We start from the raw sequence: 14,898 nt of genomic DNA, 5'->3' as shown, positions 1-14,898 counted from the left end.
GTCGAAACGATGAGCTATCGGGTCGCCGCGTTCACCGACACCTACCTGCCGACGGTCAACGGCGTCACCTACACCATCAAGTCGTGGCGAGACTGGTGGGAGGGCGACGACTGCCGGATGGACGTGGTCTATCCCGGGTCGGACGGCCACCGCCCCGAGGAGGGCGAACACCCCATCCGAAGCCTGCCGTTCCCGTTCTACGACGGCTACCGCCTCGGGGCGCCGAGCGTCCCCGAGGCGGTCCAGGATGCGGAGGTCGTCCACGCCCACACGCCGTTCAACATCGGCCTCGGCGGCCTGCGACTCGCGCGCAAGCGCGACGTACCGTTCGTGGCGTCCTACCACACGCCGACCAGCGAGTACGCCGAGTACGTCTCGCCGACCGACTCGGTCGCGGCGCTCGTCGGCCGGACCTGCGAGGCCTACGAGCGGTGGTTCTTCGGCCGCGCCGACGCCGTGCTCACCCCGAGCGAGGCGACCCGCGACCACGTCCGGGACGTGGTCGGGGTGGACGCGCCGGTCGAGGTGGTCTCCAACGGCGTCGACACCGACCGGTTCCGTCCGGTCGAAACCGGCGACTTCCTGGCCCGCCACGACCTCGACGGCGACCGACCGCTAATCGGCTACACCGGCCGACACGGCTACGAGAAGCGACTCTCCGAACTGGTCGAGGCCGCCGCCGAGATGGACGTGACCGTCGTCTTCGGCGGTGACGGCCCCGCCCGGAAGACCCTCGAGCGGCAGGCCGACGAACTGGGCGCCGACGCCCGCTTCCTCGGGTTCCTCGACCGCGAGGAGATGGCGGCGTTCTACTCGGCGCTCGACGTCTTCGCGTTTCCGAGTCCGGTCGAAACCCAGGGTCTGGTCGCGATGGAGGCCAACGCCTGCGGGACGCCCGTGGTCGGCGCGAACGCCGGCGCGCTCGAAAACACCATCGTCGACGGCGAGACGGGGTACCACTACGAGAGCGGCGACGTTGACGACTTCCGGGACGCGATTCGCCGGGCGCTCGCCGAACGCGGCCGACTCGCCGAGACGTGTCTCGACCGTCGCGAGGAGATGAGCGTCGAACACGCCGTCGAGCGACTCCGGGACGTGTACGCGCGCGTCGCGTAGGCCGGCCCACGACGGTTCCGCGTCCTCGCCGGCGAGAATAGACTTCGGTTCTACAGTTCGACGCGCTCGACCAACTGGTTCTCGTCCTCGCGGATGTTGACCGCGACGATGCGGATGTCGTCTTCGAGGCCGGAGTCCTGCAACTTCGCCTTCAGCAGGTTGTCGACCTGGTAGACGCCCGCGGCGTTCAGCATCTCGATCTCCACGAGGACGGGGACGGTGTCGCCCTGCATCAGCGAGACGCGCTGGATGGCCTGGCTGGAGACGGTGTTGATGCCGCGTCCGCCCTTCTCGTAGGGGATGCGCGAGCGACCCTTCTCCATGTCGAGTGCGTCGGCGACCCGGACCACGCCCGCCTCGGTGGTCAGCGGGTCCTCCTCGGTGTGGTGACAGAGGATGGCGTGGAGGATCTCGCCTTTCATCCGGACGCACTCGGCCTCGTCGTAGAAGCCGAGTTCGGGGAGGACCCGGTCCAGCAGGTCGGCCGCGAGCGGAATCGACCAGTAGGCGTGCTCGTCGCGGTGGACAACGTGGCCGATGTCGTGGATCGTCGACGCGAACGCCACGATGACGCTCTCGTCGGACTCCTCCAGCCCCTGTTCGGACGCGCCGTTGAAGTCGACGCCGCCGGCCTTCAGCAGGTTGTAGAGCGCGAGCGCCCGGTTGCGGACGATCTCGATGTGTTTCCGACCGTGGTCGTTGTACCCCTTGCGGACCACGGGGTTGACGTTCTGGGAGTCGAGGTACGCCTGGATGACTTCGTCCTCCTCAATGAACTCGAGGACCGCGTTCAGCCGCTCGTCGGGGAAGGCGTGGTCCTCCTCGGGGTCGTAGCCGCGGTAGCCCTTCGGTTCGCCGTCTGACTCTTCTATCTCGCTCATACGTCTTCCCTCGGTCGCCAGAGGAAAAAAGACTCGGCTACGGCGATTCGCGCGGCGGCGGTTCACACGGTGACGATTCACGCAGTGGCGGTTCGACCGTCGTCCTTCGCCGGGCGATCGATCGACCGCCGTCGTGCGGTGGCGTTCGCTCTAGTCGGCGGCTTCCGCGGCGGCCTGCTCGACTTCCGCGTAGTCGGGTTCGACGCCGGGGTCGTCGCTGACCCACGAGTACGTCACGTCGCCGTTCTCGTCGACGACGAAGACCGCGCGCTTGGCGACCCCGTAGTAGCCCATGTCGGCGAAGTCCATCTCGACGTCGTAGTCGTCGATGATCTCCTTGTTCGAGTCGCTGACCAGTCTGAAGCTCAGGTCCTCCTGGTCGCGGAACTCGTTGAGCGAGAACGGGGCGTCGACACTGACACCGTAGACGGTCGCGCCCACGTCCTCGAACGAGGCGAGTTCGGACTCGAAGGTACACATCTCGTCGGTGCAGACGCCCGTGAACGCGCCGGGGAAGAACGCGAGAACGACGGGTCCGTCGTCGAGGTTCTCCGAGAGCGTGAACTCCTCGACGTCGCCGTTCGCGAGCGGTGCGGTGAAATCGGGTGCGTCGTCTCCAACGTCTACCATTACGTCCGAAGATAGTCGGGTCGGGCAAAAGATAGTTCCGACATCGCCCGGCCGAGCTAGCGTGGGTCGCGAAACCGCGCTGGCAGTCGGCGCGACGCGGGCGAATCACGGCGTCCGGTCGGACGAGCGAGCAAAAAGCCTATTTTTCCGAAACCGGGTTTCATAACACCACCCTTCGAGGTGGGGGTATGGGCGATCTGGATGACTTTCACGGCTTCCAACAGCAACTCCAACGCGAACTCGACAAACTCGGCCACCATCACCCCGACGACCAGCCCTACGTCAAGCGATTCGTCCGCAAACTCGACGGCCGCGTCAAGGACTCGACGCTCTCGGAGTACCTGAAAAACATCCGGATGACGAGCGAACGCATCGATCAGTCGCTCGTCTCCCTCACCGAACTGGACTTCGACGACCACGTCTACGACCTCCGCCACAGCCCCGAGTACGGCCGCGGCCCCGACCCTGGACTCAGCGACCACACCGTCCGCACGGTCCAGTTCGCCGTCCGCAAGTTCCTCACCACCGTCGACGTCGACGGCGCCGACTGGGCCGAAGACTACGACCTCATCGTCGCCTCGAAGAACAACGTCCAACCCGAGGACATGCTCCTCGCGAGCGACATCAACGCCCTCACCTCCGCCGCCGAGTACCTCCGGAACATCGCGATGATCGAGTTCTTCGCCGACACCGGCGCCCGACTCTCGCTCATCGGGTCGCTCCGAGTCGGCGACGTCAACCTCGATGGTGAGCAGGCGACCTACACGCCGAACCCGAACGCGCGGGGGCTGAAGGGCGCGGAGATCATGCCGTACCCCATCATCGATTCGAAGGCCATCCTCCGCACCTACCTCCAGCAAACCCATCCGCGCTCGGACCGCGACGACGTCGCGTTCTTCCACGCTCTCCCCGGCAACTACGACGAGGAAGACGACGGCGCCATCACACCGCGCACCATCCAGTACATGCTCTCGAAGGTCTCCCGAGAGGCCGGCGTCGAGAAGCCGACGAACCCCCACAACTTCCGGCACTCCGCGATCACTCGCATGAGTCGGGAGGGCTACAGCCGGTCGGAGATCGAGCATCGCGTCCACTGGAAGATTGACACCGACATGTGGGAGGTCTACGAGCACATCTCCGGCGAGCAGCACAACGACTCCATCTTCGCGAAGGCCGGCATCGTCGAGACGGACGACGCCAACGCGCTCGAGCAGGAACGACGCCCGTGCGGGAACTGCCGAGAGCTCCTCGCCCCGCACCATGGCTACTGTCCACGCTGTGGGGAAGCTGCGAGTCCCGAGACACGCGAGCTCAAGGGCGACGCGGTCAGCGACCTCGCGGAGGGGATGGCGAGCATCGAAGACATGTCTCGCCGAGAGTTCCGGGCGTTCGTCCTCCGGCGCCTCGACGCGGACCCGAGCGCGCTCGGCGCTCACGAGGAATCACCGTCCTCGGAGTCCTCGACGGACTGAAGGAGGCGCTCGAACACCCAGGCGTCGGGAGCGTCGCTGTTTGCCTCTCGTTCGATTTCTTCGCGGTGCTCTTCGATCCAGTTCTCGTCGGTGTCTTGGGGGTCGTCAGTGGGGGAGATACTCGGTGCTTTGCTCATGTCGAATCACCGTTCGCTCGCGCGTTCTCGATGACGTCCATCATCGGATCGGTCTCGTCGTACACGCCGCACTCGCGAGTGAGGTGGTACGTCGGCTTTTCCGAGGTTGCCCACTGCCAGCCAGCGGGAGCGAAGTCCCCGAACACGTCCTCGATATGGTAGTGCATCCGAGTAGTGTGGGTCCCATCCTCGATCACGACGTACTGCTCGCCGGTATCGGGGTCGATGCGGCGGGCAACAACGTGGTGGAGTCGTCGCTGGAAATCGGGCGTGTCGGGGCGATCTTCATAGAGGACTGCTCCGGGGGCGACCGGCCACTCCGCGAGCAGGATGTCGGCTAGCACGTCGTGGCAGCCGAAACAGAAGACGCCCCAGACTCGGCCGTTGCAGATGATGCGCTTGGTCTCCTGGGCGTCGGTGCCGCAGCGCTCGCATCGCGTCACGCAGATCCCTCCGTCGAGTCCGCAAGACTCGCCTGCGCGGAGACGATCTCCGCGCCATCGGGGGCGTGGTAGATGCGGGCGACGCTCTTCGGAATCCAGTCGCCGGCCCTTCCTTGGCGGGCGTAGATGGCGTTCTCGGTCTCGCGCTCGACGACTCGCTCGGCGACGAAGACGTGGTCGCTCTTGCCCGCGTGTTCGAGGACCTTCTCTTCGGCGAGCCAGCCGGGAAGCCAGAACGCGACCTGCCCGTCGCTCGTCGGGAGGACGCTGGCGAGGGTGTCCGCAGCGACGAGGTCGAGCTCCCGGTCGGCGAGGAGGTCGCCGTAGCTTTCGACGGTGACCGTCGGCATCAGGCGTCCACCTCCTGGACGAGGTCGTCGACGCGGACGCCGTAGGTGTTGAGGACGGAGCGCATCGAGCACTCCGCGCCGCCGCTCGACTGGTGGGTGAGCTTGTAGGCGTCGTCGCTGCCACCGAAGCCGATGCCGAGTTCGCCCGTCGCCGTGTTCGTGTAGTACGTGATCGCGTCGACGTCGTCGAGGAACTCTTCGCAGGCGGCCGCGTTGAACCGGCCGCTCCCGCTCTGGTAGATGGTGAACGCTGGCGCGTTTAGCGCGGCTGCCCCGTAGTAGCCCTTCTGGTGCTTCACGAACCCGCCCTCGTCGGTGTCCGTCATCATCGGTCACCGCCGTCAAGGCACGCGACCATCCACTCGGCGCGCTGCTGGAGGAACTTCCAGCCGGCGTTGGTCAGCTGGTACTGGTTGGTGCGGCGGTCGTGCTCGGCCTTCTCGACGAGCCCGCGGTTGACCAGCGTATCGAGGTTCGGGTAGAGCCGGCCGTGATGAATCTCGGTGTCCTGGTAGCGGTCGTCGAGCTCGTCCTTGATGGCGAGGCCGTGCGGGCACTCTCCACTGTGGCGGTTGTTCTGATACTGGCCGGTTTCGTAGCCGGCGATAACCGTGAGCAGGTCGATCTGGAAGCGCGTGTAGTCGTCGATCGGGGTCTGGTCGGTGGTCGATGCGGTGGCGTCGTCTTTAAGCGCGTCTGCGTCTGAGTCTATCATGGTTCCGTCTAGTCTGCTTTCAGCTGGGTAGTACGGGACCGCGACCTGCGCCCGGGCGCCGAGTGTCCTGGCAGACTGGTCGGCGTCTGGGCGTGGTGAGTCGCAGTCGAGGCGGTACTATTCGATCTGGATTGCGCTCCAGGGGATGGTGCGGCCGGTTTTCTTGTCGTGGATCTCCCAGTGTTCGGCGTTGACGTCGACGCCGTTCTCGGCTTGTCGCCTGCAGCCGCGGCACCAGATGTGGTTGTTGGTGCGATCCCAGTCCGAGTGCCCGTTCGGGCAGACGTACCGGTAGCGGCCGGGGCCTGTTCGACTGATGGTGACCGTCTTTGTTTGAGACATGTTATCCATGTCTGACGGCATACTCTACAAAAAACGTCTTTCTCCCCCGGAATGAAAGTGAACGCGCTCAGTCCGGGGGAGAAAGCAGCGCTTATGGACGGTATAAGCCGCCAATACTGGCGGTTAGCCGCCGGGTAACTATACCGACTGCGGGTGAAAGTGAACATGCATTCTCGGTGTTGTGCCCGGTCGTGCTGGTGACACGCCGGGCAATTCGATTACTCAGTAGCCTATCCTATCGTCTCAGGCGTCACGCTCCGTTTTCCGCATCCTCCTCTGCCATCCGCTGTTTGACCGCGTCGCGAATGTACTCCGACCGGCTTTCGCTGGAGGCGTCGCGGTGGGCGTCGATTTTGTCGATGAGTTCTTGGGGCATGGACACCCCGACACTGATACGCCTCATTGTTGCCACGTTACCACGTTCCCACTAACCTGATATAGTTGTTGTGGTTATTAACCACGTTACCACGTGGCCTAGTTATTAAATAACCACGGTGGATTGGGGCAGGTATGGAGAACCGAAAGGACGTCACGGTACCGATGCCTGGAGACATGGTCGAAAAAATCGACGGGCAGCTAGGCTACGGGGACAGTCGTGCAGCGTGGATTCGGGAGGCAGTCAGACAGCGTCTCGAACAAGAGGGCCATGACATGGAGGGAAATCCAAAGAAGGCGACGGTTCCGACAGCTAACTAATCACCGACGTCAAGAACGAGTACCTAGCGGATCACTGTATATCACTCAATCAGTAAGTTTTTAAACCAAATATGTGTTCGCTTACGTATGAATAGACGTAAGTACATCAGTCTTACAGCCGCAACGGCTCTCCCGCTCGCAGGCTGCACAGGTAGCAGCGACGAAAACACGAGCGGCTCGACAACGAATCCACAGACGAGTACGGTACCCGAGACTACTGTCGAAACCACGACCGCAGACCCAACAACGATCGAAACTACGACCGCCACCGTCAGTGACTACGATGTCTCAGAGGTGAAATCAAACGCCAAAGTAATCTCCTACGAAGATCTGTTCCGGGATATCGAGAACCACGTCGGAGACTACATCTACTACGAACAGGCGGGCATCAACCAAGTCATAGAGCAAGACGGCCAGTTCCTCTTCCGGTTGTTCGTGCCGGACGGCAACAGCTACAGCGATATCTTCGGCGGCTGAGAGGGTGACCGTTTCTTAGAAGGAGATACTGTCGAACTCTGGGCGGTTGTTCAAGGCCCCTACACGTACGAGACCGTCCAAGGTGCTCAACGGACCGTTCCCGGAGTGACGATTGTAGATATGCAGCTCGCAGAGTCCAGCGAAACTAGCGAACTCTAACGAAGCCTCGATCAACCTATTCCTGCGTAGAACCTGAACGAACCTGCCGGCAACCCCTTTCGACTCCGCCCGAGCGGCATCCACGACATTAGTTTTAACCAACATCTGGCGCATCGACCACTGTGTGTTGGTTAACCCTGGGAGAACAGACCCCCACGCCAGTTCAGTCGCCGGCTTCTACGCGTCCCTGCGACAGTCGGTGTTCGGGCGCGTTCACTTCCTCCGGCCGCAGCTCGTCGAGCCGCCAGTCCAAGTCGTTGTAGTCGTGCTGGTGGCGCCGGAGGTGATACTCGTCGGCTCGGCGGAGGAATTGTCCGAAGAAATCCAGGGACTCCTCGACACTGGCCGCGGAGCAGTCGGCGTAGTCCATCGGGTTGAGCGTTCGCGTCCGCGCGGCGACCATGCACGTCTCGATCCGGGGGTCGTGGCCGGAACGCTCGGGGCGCTCGGGCACGATCCACCCCATCGGCGTCCGTGCGGGCGGTCGCTCGTCGTAGTGCTCGCTATTTGGGCACCAGACCTCGTGATCGATGTGCTCCACGTGAAGGGACACGGCGTGGCAGCGGTCGCAGGAGATCTCGCCTGTTGCAACCCCGTACTGGTCGCCTGACTCCCGCGTCAATAACTCAAAGTGTGTTGTCATCTCCATCCAGTGGTGCGGCCGACGGCTCATCCGTGAATCGCCTCCGCGACCGCCCGCAGTGCACCCGCGAGTTCACCCGCGCGAGATCCGCGCCGAACCACGCCCCGGTCGGGGTCGTAGTCGACGACGTCGACCTGGTCGAGGTTGTCGAGATGCCGCTGATAGAGCGCCACATAGACTGCCTTCCGCTCACCCGACGTATACTCCGGGCCGTACTCGGCTGCGGAGAGGTCGTCGGCGAGCACGCCCAGCGAAACCGCCTCCCCTGAGTCCATTTGGGCGGCGTACTGGATGATTCTGCGGCGACGCTCGTTCCGGAGGGCGTCCCAGACGTCGTCGCCCGGAATCGCGTGGGGCTCGTCGGTCCTGCGGAAGTGGTCGAGAACGCTCATCGTTCGACCCTCGCGACCGCAGTCGACGTCAGCCACGCCGCTCCCTCCCCACGGAGTTCCGCGCCCGACTCACGAACAGCGAGCACGGGCTCTCCCCTCGAGGGCTGGCCGTCGTGGTGCCAGACGAGTTCGGCCTCCGCCTCCTGCATGCCGCACGCCAGCGCGGCGCTCTTGAACGCGGCGTAGGAGCGACCGCGGGCGAGCCGCCGTAACTCACTGGCCGTCTGGGCGTTCACTGGTCGGCCCTCCACTCGCGGAACTCCTGGCAGTCATGATCCTCGATCCGCTCGGGGAGTCCGACCGCACCACAGCAGGGGCACTCGGTGAGTTCCGTGCCGGGTTCACCGAGGGTGAGGACAACGGTCCGATAGCCGTCTCGACTGAAGTCGACGTCCTCGACGAGCGGTCGTTTCGTGAGTTCCTGGATGAACGCGCGGCGCGCCTCGACGATGTCACTCATCATCATCACCGGCCTCCAGGGCGGCCTCGCGGGCGTCCATCCGGCGTTTGTCGTACGTGACCTCGCACTGTGGGCTGCAGAACTGGTTGGCGAACGCATCCCGGCCATCCTCCCGACGGGGGTTCGTGCAACCGTGCTGTCGGCACTCGCCCGCCATCAGACCATCCTCCCGTTGGCCGGATTCTTGACGACGTCACCGCACTCCTCGCAGATGTACTGGACGTGGTCGCGACCAGTCCGCGGGTCGCGGTAGACCGTCTGGGAGACGTCCGTCTCGCTGTCGCAGTCACACGTCATCAGTTCTCGACCTCCTCGGCCGCCTGGACGAGCAACGGGTCGAGCCGGACTCCGTCGGGGAGTTCTCGCTGCCCGGTCGCGAACCGCACTCTCCGCAGGTGTTTACACCCGTCGTCGGGCGCTCGGTAGTGGTAGTCGTCGCAGTCGCAGACGCCGCCGCGGGCGTCGACGGTGTACTCCGTTCCGTCCTCCGAGTAGACGTGGTAGAGATCGGGCGCATGCTCGACGACGAGTAGGAGCTCGCCGGCGGCGCGGACGTCGCGCTCGGTGAGCGGCGGGGTGCCGCTCGCGCTGTCAGTGGTCGACATCAGGCCTGCCCTCCGGTCTGAAAGGCGTTGTCCATCTGGCCGAGGAGGCCAGGGTGGGTTTTGAGCGCGCGGTCTTCCCAACCGCGCTTGGTGTCGACGTAGTTGGCCCAGCGTTCAAGGTCGGCGGCGTACTTCAGGCCGTGCTCGACGTGGTCGACCTCGCCGGTGAGACGGACGTGCCAGCCGCGCTCGCCGACGCGCTCGCCCTCGTCGTCGCAGACGATGATGCGCGAGGTGCTTCGGTCCGCGTGGTGGTGGTATCCCTCGCCGTCTTCCCCGATGTACGTGTAGCCGTCGAGGAAGATTTCGAGCGGGGTGTCGATGCTTTCTTTTTCGTCCATGTCGTCGTTCATGTTGCTTCACCGTGGGTGAAGCACGGTCGGGCGTGTTGTCGCACGCCCCGGCCAACTTCTGGCCGGTGTCCCGCGCTTCTTACTCTATAGTCTATTTGCCAACACCATAAAGGTTGCTATTGTAAACTACTCATGCAACGTTTCGATGGTAAGTTCTGTCGTAAGTTACTTGTTGATGGCGCGAATCGTTACTGTTGTAAATGTCGAAAAGCAACTCTCCGGCAGTGACTCTCTCGCCGGACCAACTCAACGACCTCGACCGGGCGCTCCTCGATCTACTCGTCGAGGGGCGGCTCACTCCTACCCTCGCGCGAAAGCAGCTCGACGAACGAGGGCTCGCCGACGTATCCCGCCAGTACATCAATCGGCGGCTGAAGCGCCTCGCCGAGCACGAGCATATCGGGAACCTTCTTGGGACAGGAGTGTACGAACTCGTCGAAGATCCGCGAGAGGACGGAGGACGCGATGACGTACGTTGAAGTTCGAACGGGAGAGGACGCGGATTCGCACCGATCCACCGCGAATCCCGGTCGATCCCGTCCCGGTCACATCGCTCGGTGGTCGGAGAGCGGCGAAAGTGTCGAAAAGAAGAGCAGAAACGCCCGCGTCAGCCGGTGATGTCTCTCACGAGTTGCGAGCTCGGAGAGGAACTTCAGGCGCTACCCGTAGTCCAACCGGAGGATCTTCTTCACGAACGTGGTGAGTTCCACCGCGCCCCGGTCCTGTGGACGGTGGTTCGGGAAGTCCTCTCGGAGGAACTTCCGGGTGAGCATCCAGCCGTTGTAGAGGAGCGTGCTGAGCCAGAAGAGGAAGACGCGGACGCCGTGGTCGCGCGACCCGGTGCGCGCCATCAGCTTCGTCTTCTTCTCCGCGTAGGAGTTCTCAACACGCCACCGGAGTTTGTGCCGGCGGATGATCTCCTCGGGGCTGTCCTCGGTGTTGAACGTCCCGTACGGCCGACGGGCCTGCCAGAGGATCTTCGGCACCTCATCGACGTCAAGGACGTCCGGTTCGTCACCGTCGCCGTAGTCCCCGAACGTCTGCTGGCTGGTGCTGATGACGGTCTCGAAGTCGTCCTTCTTGGCGTTGTTCCAGTCGGGCTCCGAGACGACGCGGACCTTCTCGGAGAGGTTGTGCTCGGAGGACGTGACGGGATAGTTCTCGTAGTCGTCGAAGCGGCCGTCCATCGCCGCGAGCGCGCCCTTGAGTTCGTCTCCCCGGCGCTTCAGCCGGACCGTCGGCATGATGTCTCGCTCCCGGCAAAGCTTCAGGATGCGCGCCGATTCGAAGCCCGAATCCAGTCGCAGGCTATCGATGGAGACGTACTCCTTGGCTTCATCGAGGAGCCGCTCAACGAGGTCATAGGGGCCGATGTCCTGCGTGTAGGGTTCGACCGCGACCGCGACGTCCTTGTCGTGCTCCTGGTCGTGCGCGACGAGTGTGGCGAAGTGGAAGCCGTAGGTCGTTCCCTTCTTGGGTTCGCCCTGCCGGTGGCCCTCGGCCGGGTTGTCGGTCTGCGGCCAGTACGGGATGACCGTGATGTCGATGTAGGCGTCCAGGTCGCCCTGGAGCATCCCCGAGCCGGTCGCGGCACGGAGGACGCGGCCGTTGACGCGCTTGAACTCCTCGTGCCATCCGTCGGCGTCGCGCTGTTTGACGGCGTTGAACGCCGTCTTGATGGCGAAGTCGTGCTTGTTGTCGCTGATGACGTTGGCCGGCGCGTCGCCTTCCTGCGCGGCTTCGAGGAACGGCGTGAGAATGCTTCCGGCCTCGTAGGTAGCGTTACTGGCGCGGTCGAAGTCGGTCTCTTCGAGCATGATCGCCCGGACGTGACGAATCTTCTCGTCCTTCGCAGCTTCGGGGATCTCCGGCAACGGCTCGGAGTCGTCCTCGGGGTCGGGAGTGTCGAGGTACGGCTCGGTGAGGCTGTTCGGGAGCCCGGCTTCGATTCGGTCGCGGATGTAGTCGGCGTAGCTCTCGAAGAAGACGTCCATGTCCTCGAACTGCTCGCGCATCGAGTAGGAGAACGAGGAGTGGTCGAGGTTGTCTTCGAGGCCGAGCGACTCCCGAATCGTCGGGTAGCGGTCGAAGTGGCGCTCCAGTTCGAAGAACGAGCGTCCGGTGAGAATCCGGTAGATGTGGGCCTGAGCGACGGACTGCGGGTGCTCACGTCCACCGCCATCGAGTCCGTCCTCACGGTCCGTCGTGAGGGGGCCGGGTTCGTCAGCGACAGCCTGCGCGATGGCCTGCTCGCCAAGAGCGGGCTCGGCCGCCGCGCGGGTGTCGCCGGTCATACACGTAAAAGTCCGAGAACGATTGATAAATCTTCCCCGTCCAATGTCCCGAATTCCACGACTTCAGCGACTGGTGAGGTGATAGCATGACACAAGAATCCGAGCGATACGGTGACTGGAAAAGTCAGATCAGATCAGAATTAGAGGCATTCGAAGGTGAGGGGCCGCCGTCCATCGAGGATCTGTGGTCCGTCGCACAGCACGAGTCTGAGTCAGCGGCTTCGTGGATTCACGATATGCCGTGTACCGAACAGGAAATACAGACAGCGAAGGGTGACGTGCTGAAGGCGCTCGTTGCGCTGGAAATGGCAGAGGACCGGCTTAGCGAGGTGTCTGACCGATGATTAAAAACCATAATGGAATAGCGGAACTGTCTGTACACAAGGACGGCCCCAAAACCGCCGTAGTGTATCGGACTGTGAACGACGAAGTGATCGTCGCAAGGGGGAGCGGGATGAGCGAAGCGCTTGCGATGATGGCTAATGAGGTGGGTGGCTTCCCCCTTCGATTTGACTATCCTGACGAGCTGAACTTGGAGCCGGCAGTAGCGGAGAAAGGCAGCACATCAATCGAGCGTTTCGAAGAACCCGCCAGTCCCGAACTGGATTTCGATGCGCCAGCAACCCCACCTCACAAAGATGGAGGTGGGTCGGCGTGAAAGAGTGCTTCAAATGCGGTGCCGAAATGCGCCCGCACAACTCCGCCTACCAGCCGTGGGATGAAGAGATAATGGTCCTGTGGAAGCCGGCGTCGGACGATGACGACCACATCGAAGTGACCGACTCTGGCGGGAAGCATCCGAACACCACAAGCCGGAGGTTCTGTTCCGTGGAGTGCCTGGAGGCGTTCGTCTCGATGGACTATTCGCTGAAGCCGGAGGATGGACAATGAATTCGGACGACGACGTTCGTCAAAAAACCGGTTCAACGCACGGAATGATTGATAAATCTTCCCTGACGACAGACCCACCACGACCAACCCACTCCAAACTGAATGAACTATCGAAAAAACTAGGTTGCTTGACAACGATTAGAAACTATGGCAACAAGCCAAACCGACAGCAGCGACGAGACGGACAGCGAAGAGAAAATCTTCGAGATCAGCGTCGAACAGGTCACTCACGAGACGGTGACAGTGCAGGCAGAATCCCGAGAAGAGGCCTTCGAAGCACTACGAGAGCCTCAAGACCGGGAAGTCCAAACCGCGCTCGTTCGGAAGGACTTCAGCAGCCTGATCGAACGCCGACCAACCGACGGTCGGCACGCTCCCGAACTCGAAGACTACGACGATCCGGACATCGACATCGACCTGACAGCCGACGAGTAGTTGCTTTTTCGCGGTTCGTTCGTTCACTACCTGCGGGGGCTTATCGGGGTGTGACCGATGACGAGTGACGGAACTGAACGCGCGAAAGTCTGTAAGACCACCCCCTATGACCCGCGGTACGAACGAGGGCAGTCGGTAGAAGACGCGAGGGCACGGTACCTCCATCAAGATGGCTATACGGTGGAACAGTTGGAGAGGGATTTAGAGCGGTTGCTGAACACGGGTGGCCAGCGATGAATTCAGACGAAGACGTTCGTCAAGAAACCGGTTCAACGTACGGAATGGTCGATCGACTCCGCCAAGAATCACTTGGACGCGAACAGCGGAGCTTCCCCTTCGGTGGCCTCAACGGCATCGTCCGGTCGTTCGACGATGCGATGGTGATGCACTTCCCTCAGACGCAGGAACGCGGCATCGTCGTCACCCTCGAGCCCGAAGTTGCCCGCCAGCTCAACTCCTTCCTCGCTGAATGCATCCACCGAATCAACAACTAACCGGCCCAAGCTAGCGAAAGAAATAGTGTTCGTGGCCGCGTAGGGAGCGCTGAGAGCGCTACTCCGTGGGGGGCTACTACTTCACAAGTCCTACGGGAGCGCGCTCTCGTCGTGACGCCGTATCCCGTCGGTGAAGCAGTCCTCAGAGAAAGGGCGACGTGGAGGGGCGACGAACTCGTACGCGGTTTTTCTCAACCTTCGATAGTGGGGGAAGCATTATAATTACGGGATTCTGAAATGAAACATGGACGAGAATCGACGGAACGTCATCGCCGCTCTCGCCGCCGGCACCCTCGGCGGCAGCGGCATCGTAGTCGGTAACCAGTACTTTCAGCAGTCCAAATCTGCATCGCAACCCCAAACGACGATCGCGGGCGAGAGTGGCCTGCAAGCCGCCTCTGCACAGACGGAGACAGCGACGACAGCAGAACCGACCGCGACCACGCCGACGTCCACCGAGACGACCACCGAAACCTCGACGACCGAGACATCGACTACTGAGACGACCACCGAAGCCACAACGACGACGACCGAGACGACTACGGAGAAGACGGCCACAACGCCGGAACCAACTACCACGGAAACGACTACTGAGGAACCAACTCCCACTCCGACGACGACTCCTGACCCGGAGAGCCAGGTCGAAGTCTCCTTCTGGGTCGTTCAGAGCACAGCCGTGCCGGGAACAATTTACGGTGTCGACCTGAACAACGACAACGACTTTGCGGTCCGAGTGACGGTCAAAGGCGAGTGGGAGTGGGGGAATGGAGATACACCAACGAGGATTGAGACGTACACCGTCGGTGCGTACGATACCCTGGAAGAGCGTCTCGGCACGCCGGCACTTTCGAAGTACGAGACACTCGTCTCCCACGACGCCTCGGTCGAATCCATCACAAAAGCCTGAGGCAGG

29 protein-coding genes are annotated in these 14,898 nt (G+C 62.7%); 11 read left to right on the top strand and 18 right to left on the bottom strand.

The annotated features are described in order from the left end of the window. The first annotated feature begins 9 nt into the window (after positions 1 to 9). Positions 10 to 1,116 (top strand): glycosyltransferase, encoded by a 1,107-nt coding sequence (locus tag NGM07_RS00235; protein ID WP_253514944.1) that lies wholly within the window; start codon positions 10 to 12, stop codon positions 1,114 to 1,116. Positions 1,117 to 1,166: 50 nt separating this feature from the next. Here NGM07_RS00235 and NGM07_RS00230 read toward each other — a convergent pair whose 3' ends face one another. Next, complete coding sequence (locus tag NGM07_RS00230; RefSeq protein ID WP_253514942.1) at positions 1,167 to 1,997, bottom strand: HD domain-containing protein; 831 nt, start codon at positions 1,995 to 1,997, stop codon at positions 1,167 to 1,169. Between the two features lie 150 nt (positions 1,998 to 2,147). Then, positions 2,148 to 2,627, bottom strand: a complete 480-nt coding sequence (locus tag NGM07_RS00225; RefSeq protein ID WP_253514941.1) for a redoxin domain-containing protein — start codon at positions 2,625 to 2,627, stop codon at positions 2,148 to 2,150. 188 nt (positions 2,628 to 2,815) lie between these two features. Here NGM07_RS00225 and NGM07_RS00220 point away from each other — a divergent pair, with 188 nt between their 5' ends. Continuing rightward, complete coding sequence (locus tag NGM07_RS00220; RefSeq protein ID WP_253514913.1) at positions 2,816 to 4,099, top strand: tyrosine-type recombinase/integrase; 1,284 nt, start codon at positions 2,816 to 2,818, stop codon at positions 4,097 to 4,099. Here the strand turns inward: NGM07_RS00220 and NGM07_RS00215 are convergent. The 7 genes from NGM07_RS00215 to NGM07_RS00185 form a co-directional block, all read right to left on the bottom strand. Next, positions 4,060 to 4,236, bottom strand: a complete 177-nt coding sequence (locus tag NGM07_RS00215) for a hypothetical protein (RefSeq protein WP_253514912.1) — start codon at positions 4,234 to 4,236, stop codon at positions 4,060 to 4,062. The genes NGM07_RS00220 and NGM07_RS00215 overlap by 40 nt on opposite strands. Then, entirely contained in the window at positions 4,233 to 4,679 is a 447-nt protein-coding gene (locus NGM07_RS00210; protein WP_253514911.1) for a DUF3261 domain-containing protein, read from the bottom strand. The genes NGM07_RS00215 and NGM07_RS00210 overlap by 4 nt, the downstream gene beginning before the upstream one ends. Further along, the gene (locus NGM07_RS00205; protein ID WP_253514910.1) at positions 4,676 to 5,029 is read right to left on the bottom strand and encodes a hypothetical protein; all 354 of its coding nucleotides are present in this window, start codon (positions 5,027 to 5,029) and stop codon (positions 4,676 to 4,678) included. Before NGM07_RS00205 ends, NGM07_RS00210 begins: the two co-directional genes overlap by 4 nt. Continuing rightward, on the bottom strand, positions 5,029 to 5,358 hold the full coding sequence (locus tag NGM07_RS00200; RefSeq protein ID WP_253514909.1) for a hypothetical protein: 330 nt from the start codon (positions 5,356 to 5,358) through the stop codon (positions 5,029 to 5,031). The genes NGM07_RS00205 and NGM07_RS00200 overlap by 1 nt, the downstream gene beginning before the upstream one ends. Continuing rightward, positions 5,355 to 5,678, bottom strand: coding sequence for a PadR family transcriptional regulator (locus tag NGM07_RS00195; RefSeq protein ID WP_253520255.1), 324 nt, complete (start codon positions 5,676 to 5,678; stop codon positions 5,355 to 5,357). The genes NGM07_RS00200 and NGM07_RS00195 overlap by 4 nt, the downstream gene beginning before the upstream one ends. 183 nt (positions 5,679 to 5,861) lie before the next feature. Further along, positions 5,862 to 6,086 (bottom strand): hypothetical protein, encoded by a 225-nt coding sequence (locus NGM07_RS00190; protein WP_253514908.1) that lies wholly within the window; start codon positions 6,084 to 6,086, stop codon positions 5,862 to 5,864. 250 nt (positions 6,087 to 6,336) lie between these two features. Beyond that, a complete protein-coding gene (locus NGM07_RS00185; protein ID WP_382193875.1) occupies positions 6,337 to 6,489 on the bottom strand; it encodes a CopG family ribbon-helix-helix protein in 153 nt (50 codons plus the stop codon). Positions 6,490 to 6,596: 107 nt separating this feature from the next. Between NGM07_RS00185 and NGM07_RS00180 the strand changes: the two genes are divergently transcribed. Together NGM07_RS00180 and NGM07_RS00175 are read left to right on the top strand one after the other, a co-directional pair. After that, entirely contained in the window at positions 6,597 to 6,782 is a 186-nt protein-coding gene (locus tag NGM07_RS00180) for a ribbon-helix-helix domain-containing protein (RefSeq protein WP_253514906.1), read from the top strand. Positions 6,783 to 6,869: 87 nt separating this feature from the next. Then, a complete protein-coding gene (locus NGM07_RS00175) occupies positions 6,870 to 7,259 on the top strand; it encodes a hypothetical protein (protein ID WP_253514905.1) in 390 nt (129 codons plus the stop codon). Between the two features lie 322 nt (positions 7,260 to 7,581). Here the strand turns inward: NGM07_RS00175 and NGM07_RS00170 are convergent, their stop codons facing one another. The 8 genes from NGM07_RS00170 to NGM07_RS00135 are packed head-to-tail and all read right to left on the bottom strand — an operon-like array spanning position 7,582 to position 9,871. Then, on the bottom strand, positions 7,582 to 8,067 hold the full coding sequence (locus tag NGM07_RS00170) for a hypothetical protein (protein WP_253514904.1): 486 nt from the start codon (positions 8,065 to 8,067) through the stop codon (positions 7,582 to 7,584). Between the two features lie 20 nt (positions 8,068 to 8,087). Continuing rightward, positions 8,088 to 8,453 (bottom strand): DUF7344 domain-containing protein, encoded by a 366-nt coding sequence (locus NGM07_RS00165; RefSeq protein ID WP_253514903.1) that lies wholly within the window; start codon positions 8,451 to 8,453, stop codon positions 8,088 to 8,090. After that, on the bottom strand, positions 8,450 to 8,704 hold the full coding sequence (locus tag NGM07_RS00160) for a hypothetical protein (protein ID WP_253514902.1): 255 nt from the start codon (positions 8,702 to 8,704) through the stop codon (positions 8,450 to 8,452). The genes NGM07_RS00165 and NGM07_RS00160 overlap by 4 nt, the downstream gene beginning before the upstream one ends. Continuing rightward, entirely contained in the window at positions 8,686 to 8,919 is a 234-nt protein-coding gene (locus tag NGM07_RS00155; RefSeq protein WP_253514901.1) for a hypothetical protein, read from the bottom strand. The genes NGM07_RS00160 and NGM07_RS00155 overlap by 19 nt, the downstream gene beginning before the upstream one ends. Then, the gene (locus tag NGM07_RS00150) at positions 8,906 to 9,070 is read right to left on the bottom strand and encodes a hypothetical protein (protein ID WP_253514900.1); all 165 of its coding nucleotides are present in this window, start codon (positions 9,068 to 9,070) and stop codon (positions 8,906 to 8,908) included. The genes NGM07_RS00155 and NGM07_RS00150 overlap by 14 nt, the downstream gene beginning before the upstream one ends. Beyond that, positions 9,070 to 9,210 carry a hypothetical protein gene (locus NGM07_RS00145; RefSeq protein WP_253514899.1) on the bottom strand — a complete coding sequence of 47 codons (141 nt, stop codon included), beginning with the start codon at positions 9,208 to 9,210 and terminating at the stop codon, positions 9,070 to 9,072. The genes NGM07_RS00150 and NGM07_RS00145 overlap by 1 nt, the downstream gene beginning before the upstream one ends. Further along, positions 9,210 to 9,518, bottom strand: a complete 309-nt coding sequence (locus NGM07_RS00140; protein ID WP_253514898.1) for a hypothetical protein — start codon at positions 9,516 to 9,518, stop codon at positions 9,210 to 9,212. Before NGM07_RS00140 ends, NGM07_RS00145 begins: the two co-directional genes overlap by 1 nt. Further along, positions 9,518 to 9,871, bottom strand: coding sequence for a hypothetical protein (locus tag NGM07_RS00135; protein ID WP_253514897.1), 354 nt, complete (start codon positions 9,869 to 9,871; stop codon positions 9,518 to 9,520). The genes NGM07_RS00140 and NGM07_RS00135 overlap by 1 nt, the downstream gene beginning before the upstream one ends. Before the next feature lie 200 nt (positions 9,872 to 10,071). Here NGM07_RS00135 and NGM07_RS00130 point away from each other — a divergent pair, with 200 nt between their 5' ends. Then, positions 10,072 to 10,350 (top strand): hypothetical protein, encoded by a 279-nt coding sequence (locus NGM07_RS00130; RefSeq protein WP_253514895.1) that lies wholly within the window; start codon positions 10,072 to 10,074, stop codon positions 10,348 to 10,350. A 180-nt stretch (positions 10,351 to 10,530) separates the two neighbouring features. Here the strand turns inward: NGM07_RS00130 and NGM07_RS00125 are convergent, their stop codons facing one another. After that, the gene (locus NGM07_RS00125; RefSeq protein ID WP_253514893.1) at positions 10,531 to 12,165 is read right to left on the bottom strand and encodes a transposase; all 1,635 of its coding nucleotides are present in this window, start codon (positions 12,163 to 12,165) and stop codon (positions 10,531 to 10,533) included. An 86-nt stretch (positions 12,166 to 12,251) separates the two neighbouring features. Between NGM07_RS00125 and NGM07_RS00120 the strand changes: the two genes are divergently transcribed. The 6 genes from NGM07_RS00120 to NGM07_RS00095 all read left to right on the top strand — a co-directional run bounded on the left by NGM07_RS00120 (position 12,252) and on the right by NGM07_RS00095 (position 14,892). Next, complete coding sequence (locus NGM07_RS00120; protein WP_253514886.1) at positions 12,252 to 12,509, top strand: hypothetical protein; 258 nt, start codon at positions 12,252 to 12,254, stop codon at positions 12,507 to 12,509. Beyond that, on the top strand, positions 12,506 to 12,823 hold the full coding sequence (locus tag NGM07_RS00115) for a hypothetical protein (protein WP_253514939.1): 318 nt from the start codon (positions 12,506 to 12,508) through the stop codon (positions 12,821 to 12,823). The genes NGM07_RS00120 and NGM07_RS00115 overlap by 4 nt, the downstream gene beginning before the upstream one ends. Then, the gene (locus tag NGM07_RS00110; protein ID WP_253514884.1) at positions 12,820 to 13,056 is read left to right on the top strand and encodes a hypothetical protein; all 237 of its coding nucleotides are present in this window, start codon (positions 12,820 to 12,822) and stop codon (positions 13,054 to 13,056) included. The genes NGM07_RS00115 and NGM07_RS00110 overlap by 4 nt, the downstream gene beginning before the upstream one ends. A 147-nt stretch (positions 13,057 to 13,203) precedes the next feature. Further along, positions 13,204 to 13,491, top strand: a complete 288-nt coding sequence (locus NGM07_RS00105; RefSeq protein WP_253514882.1) for a hypothetical protein — start codon at positions 13,204 to 13,206, stop codon at positions 13,489 to 13,491. Positions 13,492 to 13,724: 233 nt separating this feature from the next. Next, a complete protein-coding gene (locus tag NGM07_RS00100; protein WP_497007266.1) occupies positions 13,725 to 13,985 on the top strand; it encodes a DUF7522 family protein in 261 nt (86 codons plus the stop codon). A 244-nt stretch (positions 13,986 to 14,229) separates the two neighbouring features. Then, complete coding sequence (locus tag NGM07_RS00095) at positions 14,230 to 14,892, top strand: hypothetical protein (protein ID WP_253514879.1); 663 nt, start codon at positions 14,230 to 14,232, stop codon at positions 14,890 to 14,892. Positions 14,893 to 14,898: the final 6 nt, after the last annotated feature.

This window comes from Halorussus vallis (assembly GCF_024138165.1).
Classification (GTDB): Archaea; Halobacteriota; Halobacteria; order Halobacteriales; family Haladaptataceae; genus Halorussus; species Halorussus vallis.
This window is presented reverse-complemented; position numbering and strand designations above follow the sequence as displayed.